The organism is Natrinema zhouii (genome assembly GCF_013456555.2).
Lineage (GTDB): Archaea > Halobacteriota > Halobacteria > Halobacteriales > Natrialbaceae > Natrinema > Natrinema zhouii.
Window position 1 is genome coordinate 2,418,438 of sequence record NZ_CP059154.1, and the last position, 16,995, is coordinate 2,435,432.

At 64.9% G+C, this 16,995-nt stretch carries 15 protein-coding genes and 1 tRNA gene; 7 read left to right on the forward strand and 9 right to left on the reverse strand.

Annotated features, from left to right (window positions below):
* Positions 1 to 131 precede the first annotated feature (131 nt).
* Positions 132 to 2,015 carry a cation:proton antiporter domain-containing protein gene (locus HYG81_RS30630; RefSeq protein ID WP_180839877.1) on the forward strand — a complete coding sequence of 628 codons (1,884 nt, stop codon included), beginning with the start codon at positions 132 to 134 and terminating at the stop codon, positions 2,013 to 2,015.
* Between the two features lie 143 nt (positions 2,016 to 2,158).
* Here the strand turns inward: HYG81_RS30630 and HYG81_RS30635 are convergent, their stop codons facing one another.
* Complete coding sequence (locus HYG81_RS30635; RefSeq protein ID WP_180839879.1) at positions 2,159 to 2,572, reverse strand: EamA family transporter; 414 nt, start codon at positions 2,570 to 2,572, stop codon at positions 2,159 to 2,161.
* 75 nt (positions 2,573 to 2,647) lie between these two features.
* Complete coding sequence (locus HYG81_RS30640) at positions 2,648 to 3,238, reverse strand: DUF2391 family protein (protein ID WP_180839881.1); 591 nt, start codon at positions 3,236 to 3,238, stop codon at positions 2,648 to 2,650.
* A 155-nt stretch (positions 3,239 to 3,393) separates the two neighbouring features.
* Between HYG81_RS30640 and HYG81_RS30645 the strand changes: the two genes are divergently transcribed.
* Positions 3,394 to 5,085: an aldehyde ferredoxin oxidoreductase family protein gene (locus HYG81_RS30645; RefSeq protein WP_180839883.1), complete on the forward strand. Its 1,692-nt coding sequence runs from the start codon at positions 3,394 to 3,396 to the stop codon at positions 5,083 to 5,085.
* A 130-nt stretch (positions 5,086 to 5,215) separates the two neighbouring features.
* Positions 5,216 to 5,338, forward strand: a complete 123-nt coding sequence (locus HYG81_RS45385; protein ID WP_255647574.1) for a hypothetical protein — start codon at positions 5,216 to 5,218, stop codon at positions 5,336 to 5,338.
* A 68-nt stretch (positions 5,339 to 5,406) separates the two neighbouring features.
* On the opposite strand, the gene HYG81_RS30650 is transcribed toward HYG81_RS45385, so the two are convergent.
* A complete protein-coding gene (locus HYG81_RS30650; RefSeq protein WP_180839884.1) occupies positions 5,407 to 5,742 on the reverse strand; it encodes a hypothetical protein in 336 nt (111 codons plus the stop codon).
* 454 nt (positions 5,743 to 6,196) lie between these two features.
* A complete protein-coding gene (locus tag HYG81_RS30655) occupies positions 6,197 to 7,333 on the reverse strand; it encodes a thiolase family protein (RefSeq protein WP_180839886.1) in 1,137 nt (378 codons plus the stop codon).
* A 171-nt stretch (positions 7,334 to 7,504) separates the two neighbouring features.
* Between HYG81_RS30655 and HYG81_RS30660 the strand changes: the two genes are divergently transcribed.
* The 3 genes from HYG81_RS30660 (at position 7,505) to HYG81_RS30670 (ending at position 10,437) form a co-directional block, all read left to right on the forward strand.
* Positions 7,505 to 8,308: a DUF5806 family protein gene (locus HYG81_RS30660; RefSeq protein WP_180839887.1), complete on the forward strand. Its 804-nt coding sequence runs from the start codon at positions 7,505 to 7,507 to the stop codon at positions 8,306 to 8,308.
* A 130-nt stretch (positions 8,309 to 8,438) separates the two neighbouring features.
* Positions 8,439 to 8,870 (forward strand): hypothetical protein, encoded by a 432-nt coding sequence (locus HYG81_RS30665; protein ID WP_180839889.1) that lies wholly within the window; start codon positions 8,439 to 8,441, stop codon positions 8,868 to 8,870.
* A gap of 94 nt (positions 8,871 to 8,964) precedes the next feature.
* Positions 8,965 to 10,437, forward strand: a complete 1,473-nt coding sequence (locus HYG81_RS30670) for an aldehyde dehydrogenase family protein (RefSeq protein ID WP_180839891.1) — start codon at positions 8,965 to 8,967, stop codon at positions 10,435 to 10,437.
* 15 nt (positions 10,438 to 10,452) lie between these two features.
* Here HYG81_RS30670 and HYG81_RS30675 read toward each other — a convergent pair whose 3' ends face one another.
* Positions 10,453 to 10,707 (reverse strand): hypothetical protein, encoded by a 255-nt coding sequence (locus HYG81_RS30675; protein ID WP_180839893.1) that lies wholly within the window; start codon positions 10,705 to 10,707, stop codon positions 10,453 to 10,455.
* 455 nt (positions 10,708 to 11,162) lie between these two features.
* Here HYG81_RS30675 and HYG81_RS30680 point away from each other — a divergent pair, with 455 nt between their 5' ends.
* A complete protein-coding gene (locus HYG81_RS30680; RefSeq protein ID WP_180839894.1) occupies positions 11,163 to 12,086 on the forward strand; it encodes a hypothetical protein in 924 nt (307 codons plus the stop codon).
* 202 nt (positions 12,087 to 12,288) lie between these two features.
* Here HYG81_RS30680 and HYG81_RS30685 read toward each other — a convergent pair.
* The 4 genes from HYG81_RS30685 to HYG81_RS30700 form a co-directional block, all read right to left on the reverse strand.
* A tRNA-Leu gene (locus tag HYG81_RS30685) sits at positions 12,289 to 12,372 on the reverse strand.
* A gap of 79 nt (positions 12,373 to 12,451) precedes the next feature.
* Positions 12,452 to 12,790, reverse strand: coding sequence for a ferredoxin (locus HYG81_RS30690; RefSeq protein ID WP_180839896.1), 339 nt, complete (start codon positions 12,788 to 12,790; stop codon positions 12,452 to 12,454).
* A 70-nt stretch (positions 12,791 to 12,860) separates the two neighbouring features.
* Complete coding sequence (locus tag HYG81_RS30695; protein ID WP_180839898.1) at positions 12,861 to 13,811, reverse strand: oxidoreductase; 951 nt, start codon at positions 13,809 to 13,811, stop codon at positions 12,861 to 12,863.
* Positions 13,812 to 13,895: 84 nt separating this feature from the next.
* Complete coding sequence (locus tag HYG81_RS30700; protein ID WP_180839900.1) at positions 13,896 to 16,916, reverse strand: PAS domain-containing protein; 3,021 nt, start codon at positions 16,914 to 16,916, stop codon at positions 13,896 to 13,898.
* Positions 16,917 to 16,995 lie beyond the last annotated feature (79 nt).

Sequence of the window (16,995 nt, forward strand, 5' to 3'; positions counted from 1 at the left end):
CGGGATGCTCGTTTCGACCACAGTACGGCTATTTCTCACAGGAGTTAACCGCCTGGATTGACTCTATCGAGACGAATGGACGTATCAGCGCCGATAGGATGCCGACCGGTCACGGGGCGGCAGCGACGACTATGACCGGGGCTGAAGGCGGCGGCGAGCTACTCCTTCTGGTCGCCTCGATCGTCGGACTCGGCGTCCTCTCACAGCTACTCTCGGCCCGATTTCGGGTTCCGAGCGTCCTCTTTCTCATCGCTTCCGGGGTCGCGATCGGGCCGGAAGGGCTCGGCGTGTTGACCATCGACTCATTCGGCGAGAGCGGCCTCTCGACGATCGTCGGACTCTCGGTCGCCATCATCGTCTTCGAGGGAGCGTTCCACCTCAAGATATCCAAGATCAAAGAAGCGCCGACGGCCGTGGTGCGGTTGACCACGATCGGCGCGGCGATCGCCTTTCTGGGGACCGCCGGCGCGGTCCGCCTCTTCCTCGGGGCCGACTGGGACATCGCCCTGTTGATCGGCGCGCTCCTGATCGCGACGGGGCCGACGGTCATCACGCCGATTCTCAAGGTCGTTCCCGTCCGAGACCGGGTCGCGGCGACCCTCGAGACGGAAGGGATCGTCAACGACGTGACGGCAGCGATCCTCGCGGTCGTGCTGTTCAAGGCAATGACTATCCAGGAGATTCACGCGGACATCTATCTGCAACTGTTCGCCGAGCGGCTCGGAACGGGGCTGCTCGTCGGCGTCGTCGTCTCGGCGGCCGTCTGGTCGGTGCTCCAGTACGTCGATCTCTCGCCCGACGACGCGCCGCGGAACGCGCGACTGCTGACGCTCGCGGGAGCGATCATCGCCTTCGGCGCGGCCGATTACGTCTTCGCCGAGGCGGGCGTCGCGGCCGTGGCGACGGCCGGGCTGATCCTCGGCAACGCCAACCTCCCCTACGAGGACGAGATCGAGGCGTTCAAGGGCGACATTACGCTGCTCGTCCTCTCGTTCGTCTTCATCACGCTCGCGGCACTGCTCGAGTTCGATCAGCTGTTCGCGCTCGGGCTGGGCGGCGTGGCCGTCGTCGCGATCATCATGCTCGTCCTGCGACCGCTCCTGGTCTTCCTCTCGGCACGCGGCGGCCGGTTTACGCTCAGGGAGACGATCTTCATGAGCGCCGTCGGACCGCGGGGAATCATTCCCGCGTCGGTCGCGACCCTGTTCGCCATCCGGCTGCAGACCGAGACACCGCCGACGAACCCGGCCGGTGCGGACCTGCTCGTCGGAACGGTTTTTCTCGTCATCCTCGTGACGGTCGTCCTCGAGGGCGGCCTGGCCAGACAGATCGCGGAGAAACTCGATGTGATACCCATGCGTGTACTCATCATCGGCGGCGGCCGCGTCGGTCGCTCGCTGGCACAACGACTGGAAGCGCGCGGCGAAAACGTGGTCCTGATCGAGGAGGATCTCGCGGTCCTCGAGGACCTTCGCAACGACGGGTTCACCGCTCGTCAGGGTGACGGGACCGACGTCGAGGTGTTACGCGAGGCGGGCGCGGAGAACGCCCGGATCGTCGTCGCGGCGACCGGTGACGACGACGTGAACCTCCTCGTGGCACAGCTCGCGAAGTCGAACTTCGACGTCCAGACGGTGATCGCTCGGGCGAACAACCCGTCGAACGCGTCGGCGTTCGAGGATCTCGGCGTCGAGACGATCTCGGCGGCCGAATCGACCGCGTGGGCGATCGACAACGTGATCGAACGCCCCGCGCTCTCGAACTGGATGTCGGAACTCGGCCGCTCCGGGGACGTCCAGGAGATCGAGATCACCGACGAGGACCTCGTCGGAAAGACGGTCGTCGACGTCGGCAGCGAACTCCCGAACGGCGTCCTCATCGCGCTCGTGAGCCGGAACGGAACCAACGAGGTTCCGTCCGCCGACGTCGTACTGCAGGCGGGCGACCACATCACGCTCATCGGCCGAACCGAGGCGGTTCGCGAGGCCATCGAGCAGTGCGGAACGCCGGTGTAGTCGCCGCCGAATCCTCCGTTACGGCACGCCAATGCAGCCGTGTTATTCGGCCTGCAGTGCGGTGCGGGGAAACCGCTATTTTATCCGGTACACTCGCTCACGCTCGAGCCCGTTTCCGACGACTCGAGCGGGCGGTGGCGAGCTCAGGTCGCGACGAGCCCGACGGCGACCACCGCGAGCGCCAGCCCGGCCACGTTCGTCGCCGTGAGCTGTGCGTCGAAGTAGAAGACGCCGACGATCGCCGGGACCACGAAGTAGAGCGCGGAGATCGCCGAGACAATGGCCATGTTTCCGCGGGCGAGCCCGGTGTAGAAGCAGATGGAGGCGGCCGCGAGGAACGTGCCGGAGACGAGCGCGAAGCCGACGTCGACCCGGGTTCCGGTGATCGGCCGGCGAAGCGAGAGCACGTAGCTGCCGGCGATGACGAGACTCGCGACGTACGAGAGGAAGACGGCGTTGACGGGCGAGAGCGATCGGGTCGCGACGCCGCCGGCTACCGCCCAGCCGCCGTAGAGGAGCAACGCGGCGAGTGCGAACAGAACTGCCGTACTGACCATGGATGCGGCTTCTTCGTGATCCCGAAAAACGTTCCGTTCGCGAGGAACGTCCCCCGTCGCCGCCATGACCGCGTCTCAGGTGTCGACGGATCGGTGTTCGGCCTCGCCGGGGAGGATATCACCTAGCGAGCCGCCGAGCGCCATCGCGGTGAAGACGACCGAGACCTGACACAGATTGATCCACGGCTCGTCCCACGTCACCCGGCCCCACAGCGTCATCAACCCCGCAGCGGTCGCGAACGCGATCAGCAACACCCAGACGGGCCGACGCGGAACGAGACCGAAGTAGGGGTTGTTGATCTGGACCTCCCGGAAATCGGCGACGTAGAGGATGCCGACGACGAGCGCCGCCGTAAACGCCAGGTTCACCAGCAACAGCGCCGGGTGAGTCGCGAGGTGCGCGCCGATGCTCATGATACCGTCCTCGACCAGCATCGGTAGTCCGATGACGACGCTGCCCACGAACGCCTCCGCCTTGTCTTTGCGGGTGAACCCGGTGATGACCTTCCCCACCGTCGCGTTGTGCGAGAGCCGGTCGACCAGGCGCATCGTCCGATGGACCTCCGTCCGTTCGTCCGACGTATCGACGGTCTCCTCGAGGGTCTCGAGTTGCTCGTACACGTCGTCGATGGTCGTCTCCTCGAGTGAGTGGTCCGGCCGCGGCATGCACGAGGCCAGACGCCACGAATAGATAAAGCCAGTCCACCGCCGGCGACGCCGTCGGCACCCCGTCGATCGAAGCTCGTTCGACCCCCTCACCCCGGTCGGACACGCCCAAAAAACCGATACCGTTTTGCGGCCGTGTCCACCAGTGTGGTACTATGAAACACGTCCGAGGACCACTGTGCTCGATCGACGTCGGCGAGCGAACGACTGAGACCGAGGAGATCGACGACGTCCTCGAATCAGCCATCGGCGGGCGCGCACTCGGGACGAAACTCGCCCACGATCGAATCCCGTTCGACGCAGATCCGCTGGGTGCCGACAACCGGCTCTACTTCGCGACGGGGCCGCTTCAGCACTCGACGATGAGCTTTACGGGACGGATGTCGGCGACTGGCGTCTCGCCGCTCACTGACGGATTGCTCTCCTCGAACGCCGGTGGCTTTCTCTCGCGGAACTTCACCGGGACGGGGTACAGCGTCGTCGAAATCACCGGCGTGAGCGACGACCTCGTGATCGTCCACGTCACCGACGAGGGCGTCGAGTTCGAGGAGGTACCGGAACTGGCGGAAGCGACCGTTCCCGAAACCTGTGAGTACATCGAGGACGAACACGGCCTCGGCTCGGAACACACGACGGTCATCGGGCCAGCCGGCGAGAATCAGGTCCGCTACGCCTCGATCATGACCTCCGAGGAACGCGCCTTCGGGCGCGGCGGCCTCGGTGCCGTCCTCGGCGCGAAAAACGTCAAGGCAATCACCTTCGACGGCGACTCCACCCGCGAGGTCGAGATCCCGTCGCTTCAGATGGAGATCCACGGCGAGGCCGCCCAGTCTGATAGTCCGATGCGAGATCAGGGAACGACCTCGGTCACGGAGTACGCGAACATGGTCGAGGCCCTGCCGAGCTACTACTTCTCGGAGCTCTCCTTCGAGGGGATTGAGGGCGTCAACGGCGACCGCGTTGAGGAGAAGAAGTACAAGAAAGGTACCTGTTCGGCGTGTGCCTTCGCCTGCAAACTGCCGACGCGGGACGAGGAATCCGGCCTCGAGACCGAGGGCCCCGAGTTCGAGACGCTGATGGCCTTCGGTCCGAACTCGGGCGTCGACGACATCGTCGACGTGATGCAATCGAACAAGCTCTGTGACGTGTACGGGCTGGATACTATCTCGACGGGCGACACCATCGCGGCCTACCTCGCCAGCGAGGACGAGTTCGGCAACGTCGACCTCATCCACGACCTCGTCGAGAAGATCGCCCACCGTGAGGGTATCGGCGACACGCTCGCGGAGGGCGTCGACCGCGTCCACGACGAACTCGGCGTCGAGAACTGGTCGGTCAAGGGCATGGAGTTCGCCGCCCACGACGGCCGCACTCTGAACGGACAGGGGCTCGCCTTCGCCACCTCGAATCGCGGTGCCGACCACATGTACGCCGAGTTCTACCCCTACGAGTACCCGCTCGTCGACGCCGACGACGCCTTCGACAAGGAGGGCCTCGAGGGCAAACCGCCGAAGGTCGTCGAACTCGAGAACATCAACGCGATCAAGGACAGCGCGGTCGTCTGCAAGTTCTCGCGCGACTTCATGACCGACGAGCGCTTCGAGACGCTGCTCGACGCCGACTACGAGGAACTGCTCGCACTCGGCGGCGAGGTCGTCTCGCTCGAGCGCCACTTCAACAACCAGCGCGGCTTCGATCGCGGCGACGATCGGCTCCCGTACGAGGACCAGATCCCGGACTTCGAACAGGGGCTCGCCGAGTACTACGGCGAACGGGGCTGGAACGACGATGGGACGGTCCCCGACACACAGGTCGAGGGCAGCAGCCCGGCACCGGCGGACGACTGATCACCGACGGTGCGCCCCCTCATCGAGTTCGCGAGGGAGAGCGCCCGTGGCCGCGGCGGTTCGAGTTCTCGAGTGTGAACTGACCAATCTGTCGACACGTATATTACTGTGAACGACAAAATAGTTCGATATGGCATTACAAGTCCTCTTTAGCTACACCACTCTGCTCGCGATCCTGTTCCTCATCGCCGTTGGACTGTCATCGTACGTCGGGACGAGGGTCGCATTGAAGCAATTCTTGGACGAGAGTTGATCTCGAGCGGAAACACGGGCGACGACCGAGCGTGACCGAGTCGATCGGCCTCGACTCATCGGATCGCGCTACTCGTCGGACGTCGGTTCTCCGTTCGCGTCCTCGCGGTCGTCTCCCGGCTCGAGCCGGTCGTCACCGCGCGAGGGAAGCGGCGTGTCGTCGGCTCTCGAGGGGTGGATATTGAAATTGTGCTCCCGATACGGGTCGCTCTCGGGATCGTAGGACAGCTCGCTGCGCTCGAACAGGTAGATGAAGAAGCCGATCAGCGGGATGCAGAATGTGATCGCCGCCCATTTCTTCGGTGGCTCGAGGCCGACTCGTCCGGCGTCGTAGTAGGCGACGGCGGTGAGCCCGAGGTGCCACAGGAGGGGGATCCCCACGAGTACCGCCAGCAGCGGGTCCATACACGTCTGCACGCGCTCGAGTTACCTAAATCGCTGGTTGCTCGCTCGAGTTGATCGGTTCGTTCTCGGCGGCTCGAGATGCGGTTGTCGTTGCAGTAGAATCGGAACGGATGCAACGACGGTGAACGTTCTGCTATCGTGGCAACACGGAGAGGCCACGCCCTCCCCAGCCGATTCGCTCACTCCGTTCGCTCATCCTTCGCGCAAATTCAGTCCGCGGTTCGCCGGGCTCACGGGTCGCTGCTCACGGCTCACGTCGTTCGCCGTTCGCTTCTCGAGGTCCTCGCTATGCTCGGACCTCGCATTCGCTCCCCGTTCGCAGTTCGAGATCTCACTGCGTTCGATCTCGCTTCGCTCACCGCGGCCCAGCGCGCGCCACCGCATGTGGACCGCTCCCTCTGGCTGTCGCTAACCCCGTTTGAAAGAATCGCAAAATCCGGATCGATTGGCCGCCTTAGTTGACGTCGAACTCGATCGCCGCACCCTGTCCGAAGCCGACACACAGCGTCGCCAGCCCGAGGCCGCCACCGCGCTTCTGGAGTTCGTTGATCAGCGTGACCGGCAGGCGGGCACCCGATGCGCCCAGCGGGTGACCGAGCGCGATCGCACCGCCGTTGACGTTGAAGATGTCGGGGTCGATGCCGAGTTCGTCGCGCGAGTAGATCGACTGGCTGGCGAATGCCTCGTTGAGTTCGACCAGATCGTACTCGTCGATGTCGCGGCCGTTGCGCTCGAGCAGCCCCTTGGTCGCCGGAACCGGACCAATCCCCATCACGGTGGGGTCGACGCCGGCGACGTTGTTCATGCCGACTTCGGCCATGATCTCGAGGTCGTGTTCCTCGGCGAAGGCCTCGCTCGTGACGAGCAGGGCGGACGCGCCGTCGGAGATCTGTGAGGCGTTGCCGGGCGTGACGGTGCCGTCCTCCTTGAAGACGGTCGGCAGCTCGGCGAGCTTTTCGGCGGTGGTGCCGGGACGGAGTCCCTCGTCCTCCTCGACGGTGCCGTCTTCGGTCTCGATGGGGACGATCTCGTCGTCGAAGCGGCCCTCTTCGGTGGCTTCGACCGCGCGCTGTTGACTCTGGGCGGCGTACTCGTCCTGTTCCTCGCGGCTGACGCCGTACTCCTCGGCGACCTTCTCGGCGGTCATCCCCATCTGGAGATCGCCGAGATCGTACAGTTCGGACAGCTCGGGATTGATGCCGCCGAAGCCGCCGCCCATCGGGACGCGGCTCATGTTCTCGACGCCGCCGGCGATGATGGCGTCGCGGTTGCCGGCCGCGATGGCGTCGGAGGCGGAGATGACCGACTGCATCGAGGAGGCACACCAGCGGTTGATCGTCGTCGCCGGCACGCTCTCGCCGAGTTCCGAGAGCAGGGCGATGACGCGGGCGAGGTTGTTGTCCTGTTCGTCGCGCTGCTGGGCACAACCCCACATCAGATCGTCAATCTCGTCGCCCGAGAGGCCGGTCTCGGCCAGAATCTCGTCGATCAACGGCACCGAGAGAGATTCGCTGCGAACGTCGGCGTACACGCCGTCTTCTTTCCCCTGTGGCGTCCGTACTGCCTTGACGACGACTGGCGTCTGTGACATATACTACCGCATGCCCCTCACGAACTTAAATCCGATCGAACTCGCGTTCATACGCGAACCGTTTACGCCCGAAGGCGACCGCGAGCCCCCGATGGCGGCGGTCTCGCTGCAATCGAGTGGCCGACCCGCTCGAGAACAACCCTTATCTCGGGTTGCTGGTAATACGCGGGCATGGACGAGGATGGACCGAACGCGGCTCGAGTCGACGCCGATACGGAATCGGCAGCCGACGGAGAAAGCGACGGCGACACCGCCGACACAGACCCCGAACCGGCGTTGGACCCCGACTCTGCGTCGGACTCCGAACCGGCGTCAGACTCCGACCCTGCGTCAGACTTCACTCCCGATTCGACGCCCAGTGTGGCTCCGACCGACGCCGACTCGGCGGATGACGGCGGCGCTCCGGATCCCGAGGATACCGACGACGCGTCGATGCCGGGCGTTCCGGACCCCGAACCGCAGGAAAACGACGTCCCCGAGGATGTCCGAAAGTACGCCAAATTCACGAAAATGGACGGCGCGCAGTACGAGCGCGTCAACGAGTTCCTGCGGGATCGGACCTACATCACCGCCCGCGAGTGGGCCATTGCGCGGCTCTGTTCGGACTTCCGTACCGAGACCGGCGTCGAAATGACGAAGATCGGGGAGAACCTGCCGGAGCTGATCCCCTTCATGACCGATACCTACACGCCTCAGGCGGTCAATCAGGCCCGTTCCTCCTTCGAGGACAAGGTTCGGACCGCCGGCGCGACCTTCCTCTACGGCGCGATGTGTGACTTCTTCACCGCTGAGGAACTCGACGACGTGATGTACGAATCGACGGAGGTCGCCAAGTTCCTGCTCGAGGTCGAGGGCGTCGACCTCTCGGTCGAGGACGAACTCGAGGCCGAGGAACGCATCTCGAGCGTAATGCGCGAGGTGCGCGAGGCCAGCGAGGAACTCCGGACGGAGGACGTGACCGAGAGCGACGAGTAGCATCGGCGGAACGACCGTGATCCCTGGGACCGTGTTCGCTCGATTTGCCGCGACAATCGTGCTATCACGGGACGGTGACGCGAGTGACAGATAACGATGATATGGCTGCAGTGAGTCGGTCGACGTAGGAATGAACGACTCTCGTGACGCACGGTCGGATTCGGTCGACGACGGGCGACTGTCGACCGAACTGATCGGGGTCGCCGTCGGCGGCCTCGCCGTTCCCGTCTTCGCGTATCTCGGACTCCAGCTGTTCGATGATCTGCCGTTCGGTGTGTTCGTCGGATTCGTGATCGGTCTCGGGATATACCTCTCCGTCCCCGCGTTCACGGCGGACGACGACGAGCGCAGCGACGCGACGGCTACGCCGGTGGCCATCGGCGACCAACTCCGGCAGTTCCACCGGACTGCGGCCGGGCTCGCGCTCCCGCCAGCGGGAATGCTGTTGCTCTCGTGGCGGCTCGTCTCCGAGAACCTCCTGCTCGGTGCACTCGCGACGTTCGTTATCACGGTGGCCATCTACCTCCCGCTCGCGGTATTGCTCCCGCAGCGCTTCTCGTAACGACGGCGGCAGTAGCCGTCCACTCGAGCCGTCGACCCCGCCGTTGCGCCTGCGAGTATGCTACTTTTCCCCACTCGAGAGCTAGCCCGCCCGTATGACTGACCTTCCTCTCGCACCCGAGAGCGGCTGGGAATCGCTGTATCTCGCGGGTGACTGGATCGATACCGGTGAGCGAGACGCGATCACCGACGAGGACCCCTTCACGCGCGAGGAGATCGCGAGCGTTCCGGCGGGCACCAAGGACGACGTCGATCGGGCCTACGAGGCCGCGGCCGAGGCACAGGAGTCGTGGGCCGAGCAGCCGCCCCAGGCTCGAGCGGGCGTGATCAACGCGGCGATCGAGTTCGTCGGTGACCACCGCGAGGAGATCGCGGAGCTGCTGACCGTCGAGAGCGGGAGCACACCGGTCAAGTGCGAGGCGGAGATCGGGACCGCCCGCGGGATGATGCAGCAGGCGGCGAGCTACCCGTTCCGGATGGACGGCCAGCATATGGATTCGATTACCCCGGGGAAGGAGAACACGGCCGAGCGGGTACCCGTCGGCGTCGTCGGCGTCATCTCCCCGTGGAACTTCCCGCTGCATCTCTCGATGCGGGCGGTCGCACCGGCCATCGCGGCCGGGAATTCGGTCGTGCTCAAGCCCGCCTCGAACACGCCCATCACGGGCGGTCTATTGCTCGCGCGGATCTTCGAGGCGGCCGGCGTGCCGGAGGGGGCCCTCAGCGTCGTCCCCGGCCGCGGCTCCGAAATCGGCGACGCGGTCGCAGACCACGATATTCCGCGGGTGCTCGCGTTTACGGGTTCGACCGAGATCGGCCAGCGCGTCGCCGAGAAGGCGGCGAGCAACTGTGCGTTGCCCGCGCTCGAACTCGGCGGAAACAACGTCCACGTCGTCACCGACGGGGCCGACCTCGATCGCGCCGTCGACGGCGGCGTCTTCGGTTCCTTCCTCCACCAGGGCCAGGCCTGCATCTCGATCAACCGCCACCTCGTCCACGAGTCGCTGTACGACGACTACGTGGACGCGCTCGCCGACCGGACCGCCTCGTTGGCGACCGGCGACCCGTCGGCCGACGAGACGATCATCGGCCCCATCATCGACGAGAGCCAGCGCGACCAGATCGTGGGCTACATCGAGGAGTCAGTCGAGGAAGGCGCGACCCTCGAGACGGGTGGTGAGTCGGACGGCCTCGTCGTCGAACCTACTGTGCTCTCCGACGCCGATAACGACATGGCCGCGGCGGAAAACGAACACTTCGGCCCCGTCGCACCCGTTATCCCCTTCTCGAGCGACGCGGAGGCGATCGAGCTGGCGAACGACACCATCCACGGCCTGTCGGGGTCGGTCCACAGCGAAGACCTCGAGCAGGCCCGGCGGATCGCAGACGGGATCGACACGGGCATGATCCACATCAACGACCAGCCGATCAACGACGAGCCCCACGTCCCCTTCGGCGGGATGAAACAATCCGGCATGGGCCGGTACAACGGCGAGCAGATCCTCGAGGAAGTGACGACGACGAAGTTGGTCTCGGTCCAGCACGAGCCCCGCGAGTACCCGTTCTAATGCCACGAGCGGTGCTCACTGGAAGAGCGTTAACAGCCGCCCCCAGCTCCAGATCACGAGCCAGACTGCGAGGAGAACGAACAGGAGATACAGCGGCAACATGTCCACGGCGACTCCGCGGGCGACGATGGCCTCGAGCAGCCCGCGCCGAGCCAGGAGTACACCCATCGCTGCGATCAGCAGCGAACTGGCGGCGATGGCGACCGCCGTTCGGTTGGTCGCGATTCGCGATCCCTCGCCGTCTCGATCCGCGGTCCGTTGGTCGTTCATCGCTCAGTTACAGAACGTCCCTGCTCCGGTGAAACGGTTGTACCTGCGCGTTCCGGTCCGACGGGGGTCACGGACGAAACTGATTGAGACATGAGTGCTCAGTACAAGGGATCTACGTATCACTTCGGACCGGCCAACCGGCGTGCGGTGGCGCGTGCTTGAGGCCGACCGAACGTAGTGAGGGCGGCCGATGACACTGCGTGAGGGATGAGTGAGCGCCGCGAGGCGCGAACGAATCGGTTGGGGAGGGCGTGGCGATCCCCTATTGCCATGATAGCAGGACGGTTAATCTCCCACAACCCCATCAAAACCGACTGCTCCATTCACTAGGTACAGGTACCGATCGCTGTGACTATCGACTGACGATTCACGTCGCTGTTCCTCCATTCACTCCCCCTAATAAAAACGAAGGAACGGTGAATTTATCAATGGTGTCAATCTATCAATTATTGTCTATGAATCGTCGAACCTATGTGGTCTCCGCTGGGGTTGGCGTCTCGTCCCTCCTCGCAGGCTGTCTGAGCGACGCCTCGAGCGATGAAAACAGTGGTCCCGATGACTCCACGAATGACAATGAGAACGACGACGGGTCCGACGGTGAGACCGGACCGGGCCCGAACTCCGCCATCGACGCGTATCTCGACGCGGCCGAAGCCGAGGACACCGACGCGTTGCTCGAGGTCGTCCACAATTCGAGTCCGCTGTACGCCCTATACGAGGACCCCGAGTGGGAGTTCGAATCCGGCGAGTTCGACGGCCGGGAGAACATCGAGACGGAGCTCATCACCGAGGACGGGTCCGTCGCGGACATTCTCGAGTTGGAAGGGGCCTCGTTCTGGTTTGACGAGGGGAAACTCGAGTCGGAGATCGGTAACGAGGACATTGCACTGGTCCGCGCCGAGTTAGCGGATCAGGAGGCCGCCGACGAATCCGGCATCTGGGTTCTCGTGACCGAAGACGACGAGTGGACGGTCTTCTGGGTCGGCGGCGAAGACGACACGCCCGACGATCCCGAAGCCGCGTTCAAAGACCCCATCGAGGACGCGGACAACGACGTCATCGACGAAATCGAATGGGACGTCGACCCGAACGAGGCTTCCGACGGATTCGATCCCGAAACGACGGACTTCGCTCGAGTCCACTTCACGGACTCGCCCGGACTCGAGGCCGAGACAGTCCGACTCGAGTCGACGATCGCTGGCGCGGAATTCGAACTGTACAACGACGAGTCGGGCGGTGCCTTGTCGACATGGGCCGATAGCTGGGTCACCGTCCAGTTCGATCCGAACGGGGACCAGATCGTCGTGACTGCAATCGAGGACGGCACCGAGACGATCGTCCACCGGGAACACTACGAGCCGACTGGCAGTTCGAACTGAACCCGAAACGCGTCGATTTCAGCCGACTCAATCGTTCACATTCCAGATAACACAACCGGCGCTCAGAACGTGTTTGCGGTGACATGCGAGGGCTGGGATTCGAACCACGGGAAGACGGTCGCTCACTCCGTTCGCGCTGCGACTTCCCTGATTCAAATCCCGCGTCTCGCAGACACGACTCTCACTGTCGTTCGAGTCGGTATGCGAGGGTTGGGATTTGAACCCAAGGACCCCTACGGGAGCGGGTCTTAAGCCCACCGCCGTTGGCCTGCTTGGCTACCCTCGCGCAGAAGTGCACTCGAGCGTTGTCCCGGGTCGGGGATGTGCGTTTCGGTGTGCGCCCGTGGGCCTCCCGTCTCGAGTCCTTACCAGTCGACGCTCAGCGTACCGTCACCGTGGGGATCCGGTGCGATCTCCTCGTCGGTCCGGCGGTCGACGACGTGGATGCAGCCGTCGTCTTTCTTCGCCGGGCAGACTTCGGCGGCGCGGACGTTGTGTTCGAGGTCGTCTTCGCCGAAGAAGTACTCGTTCGGTTGGGCCATGCCCGACGCGATGGACATCTCCCAGTTGTCGCTGACCTCGGCGCACTTGCCCGCGCCGAAGCACTTGTTGGCCTCGAAGATGATCTTGTAGGGCTTCTCCTCGATCGGCGGCGCGTCGCTCGAGCCGACGTCGCTGGCGCGCTGAATGCCGTCGTCGCTCATTGTGTATTCGTTCGGCCGCGTGGTCTTTCGCGTTACGGTTGGCGCGAGTAATTGAGCGCTGTCCCTGGCCCTACGCTGGCACCTCCTCTTTCGGCTCTGGCAGATCGTACGTGACGCCGGTCAGTTCTTCCGAGACGGCCCACAACCGACGGGCTGTCTCCTCGTCGTACGATCGATCCGATGAGGCCTGTCGCTCGGGCGTGCCGCGCATGTTCTGGAAGCCACCGGGGCCGTAGTACGCGCCGCCCTCGGCCTCCGGCGCGGTCGCGGCATAGAGCGTCGGGAGCGCGCCCATCTCGGCCGACTGCGCGACGACCGTGTTCATCAGTTTCATCGCCGCCATCTGGAGGCGACTCCCGCTCTGTTCGGGCCCGCGCAGCTGTAGCTGGGTGTTCGCGTAGCCCGGATGCACTGCCATACTCTGGGCGTTCATATCCGCAGTGAGGAATCGGCGCTCGAGTTCGTATGCGAATAGGACGTTCGCCAGCTTCGACTGGGCGTAGGCGTCCCACTTGTCGTAGGACTCCTCGTGCTGCAGGTCGTCGAAGTCGATCTCGCCGCTCTCGTGAACGCCGCTCGAGACGGTGACGACCCGCGCGGGCTCCTCCTCGTCGGTCGCCAGGTTCTCGAGCACCAGGCCGGTCAGCGCGAAGTGACCGAGATGGTTGACGCCGAACTGGGTCTCGAACCCGTCCGTAGTCTCCGAGCGCGGGATCGCCATGACCCCCGCGTTGTTGATCAGCACGTCGATTTCCACGTCCTCGAGCCGCTCCGCGAAGGAACGAACGGACTCGAGGGCTGCCAGATCGCACTCCTCGACGCGGAGGTCGGCGTCGGGGACGTCCTCGCGGACATCGTCGGCCGCGTCCTCGCCGCGCTCGGTGCTCCGCGTCGCCATGATCACCGTCGCGCTGTTGCGCGCGAGTTCGCGGGTGGCCTCGAGGCCGATGCCGCTGTTCGCGCCCGTGATGACGATCGTTCGTCCGTCCTGATCGGGAATGTCGTCGGCTGTCCAGTCCATACGCGCTCTATGCCGTCTGTCCCTAAATGGGTGCGCCGTGGTGCGTCCGGCAGGCGCTCAATCGGGACGGGCGAGACGGGGGTACTACTCCCGCTCTTGGGCGGCGGGCAGCGTCAACGAGAACGTCGCGCCCTCGCCGGGCTCGGAGTCGACCCAGATCTCGCCGCCGTGGCGTTCGACGATGCGTTCACTGAGCGCGAGTCCGATGCCCGTCCCCTCGTACTCCTCGCGGCTGTGGAGTCGATCGAAGATGGTGAACACTCGATCCTGATCGGCCGGATCGATCCCGATCCCTTCGTCGCGGACCGAGATCACCCACTCGTCGTCCCGTCGATCGGCACCGACGTGGACTCGAGCCGGCTCGTCGCCGCTGTACGTGATCGCGTTACTCAGCAGGTTCTGCAGGACCTGTCGCAACTGGCTGGCGTCGCCCTCGACGCGGGGCAGGTCGTCGACGGTGATCTCGGCATCGTTCTCCTCGATCTGTATCTGGAGGTCCTCGCGGACGTTCTCGAACACCGCATTCAGGTCCGTCGGCTCGAGCGGAGCGCCCTGCGTTTCGACTCGGGAGTACTCGAGCAGGCCATCGATCATCTCGCGCATCCGTTCGGCCCCGTCGACGGCGTACGCAAGGAACTCCTCGCCGTCCTCGTCGAAGGCGTCGCCGTAGCGGTTCTCGAGTAACGTCAGGTAGCTCGTGACCATCCGCAGCGGTTCCTGCAGGTCGTGGGAGGCCGCGTACGCGAACTGCTCCAGTCGCTCGTTCGATTCCTCGAGCTTTCGCTGATACTCCCGGCGCTCCGTGACGTCCTGCACCACGACCATGCCCGCGAAGATTTCGTCGTCGCCGTTCCTGACGGGGAGCGTGTGGGCGTACAGGTGACGGTCGTACCGTTCGACTTCGAAGGAGTTCGCCTCTCCGTCGAGGGCCGCGTGAAAGTACGGCTCGATCTCGTCGGCCAGGTGGTCCGGATGGAGCTCGTCTATGCTGCTCCCGACGCGGTCTTCCCTGGCAATGCCGACCTCATCGAGGAGTTGCCCGCCTACGGCCGTGTACGCGAGCTCCTCGTCGAAGAGGCCGACCGCGCCCTCGGGGAAGTTCTCCACGAGTGTCCGGTAACGGCGTTCGGACTCCTCGAGCCGGCGTTCCCGGGCCTTCCGCTCGCTGATGTCCCGGACGATGCCGACACGGTGCCACCGACTGTCGTCTTCGGGCAGCATCGCGAAGGTCCCCTCGACGGGAAGCGTCTCGCCGTCCGCCGTCCGAAGCTCGGCTTCGATCGAGGGCCACTCGACGTCCGAAGCCGCAGTGGCGGCTTCCAGTTCAGCGACCTGCCCGGCTACCACGTCGTCGACGACCGCGGACGCATCGGTGCCGACGAGTTCGTCGGGGGCGTAGCCGAGCATCTCGGCGTACGTCTCGTTGACCATGGTAAACCGTCGGTCCTCGTCGACGACGTAGACGCCGTCGTTGACGACCTCGACGATCGTCTCGTAGCGCTCGAGGTCGTTCTCTCGCTCGACCTGCTCGGTCACGTCCTGTGCGAAACTCAGCCCGGCGAAGATGTCTCCGTCGCCGTCGCGGAGCGGTGTCGCCCAGACGCGCCAGTTTCGGCCGCCGAACTCCGTCTCGATACTGCCGGTTTCGCCGTCCTCGACGGCCGCTCGGAACAGCGGCTCGAGGTCCGCGACCGTTTCGTCGGGGAAGACGTCCGGCATTCGGTTCCCCTCGACTTGGTCCGCTGGCGGGAGCGTCTCGCCGACCATGGCACCCTCGGTCAGCGTGTACGTGAGGTCGCGGTCGTAGACGCCGACGGCACCGTTCGGGAAGTGCTGGGCCAGCGCCCGGTAGCGGCGCTCGGACTCCTCGAGTTGGCGCTCGTACTCGCGGCGTTCGGTGATGTCCTGGGACATCCCGATCGCGCCGAAGACCGCGCCGTCGTCGTCGCGGACCGGGATGGTCTGCATATCGTAGATACGACCGCTCGACGACAGTTCGAACGCACTGGCCTCGCCCTCGAGTGCGGCCTCGTAGCGCGGGACGAGCTCGGTCGCTAACGCCGGCGGCAGCACCGCCTCGAGCGGTTCACCCTCGAGTTCCGCGACTGTGGCATCGGCGGCCTCGAGGGGGGTACCGCCGACCGTCTGATAGCACAGGTCCTCGTCGACGAGGGCGACGGCCCCGTTCGGAAAGTGTTCGACCAGCGTCCGGTAGCGGCGCTCGGACTCCTCGAGTTCTCGTTCGCGCACGCGGCGCTCCGTAACGTCGCGGAAATAGACGGAGAGACCGGTCGCCGACGGGTAGGCACGCACCTCGAACCACGCGTCGAGCGGCTCGGGGTAGTACTCCTCGAACGAGACGGTCTCCTGTTCGGACATCGCCCGTTCGTATTTCGATTTGAACGCCCGTTCGCTGGCTTCGGGGAACTCCGCCCAGACTTCCGTGCCGACCAGCTCTCGCCCGTCGGGGTTGATCAGTTCGTGTGCGCGCTCGTTGAGGTAGGTGAACCGCCACTCTTCGTCGAGCGCGAAGAAGGCGTCCGAGATCCGGTCGAACAGCTCCTCGCGTTCGGCGTGTGCCCGCTCGTTTTCGACGGCCGAGGCGAGGACGTCTGCAACGCGTCCCACGAAGTCGGCGTCGGACTCGGTGAACGCTCGCCGTTCGGTCGCGTACGTCTCGAGGACGCCCCACGGCCCGTCGACCGTGCTAATCGGGACGCTGATACCGCTCACGATGTTGAGATCGGTGATCGACGCCGAATCGTTTGTCCGCTCGTCAGCACGCAAGTCGTCGACGACGACCGGCTCCTCGGCGGGGGAGGACTCCGCCGGCCGGGAGTCTCGGCCCAATACGACGGTCGCGTTCCCAACGGCCCCTGCCGTGCAGCCGACGCCCGCTCTGCAGACGCCCTCCGTCCCGTCCGGCAATCGCTCGAGGACGACGCAGTATTCGGTATCCAACGTCTCGGCGACGGCGGCCGTCGCATCGCGATAGAGTCTCTTGATATCGGTCCCCGCCAGCGCCTGCTGGCTCAATTCGGTGATGATCTCCTGTCGGCGAAGACGCGCGTGGAGATCCGCATCAGTCGGCGAAGACGCTCCCATTCGACAGCCCATAGTAGCGCGGGTGATAAAACGTCTCGGTCGCTCACGGCGTCGATACGGACAGTCACGTCGCTCAGGA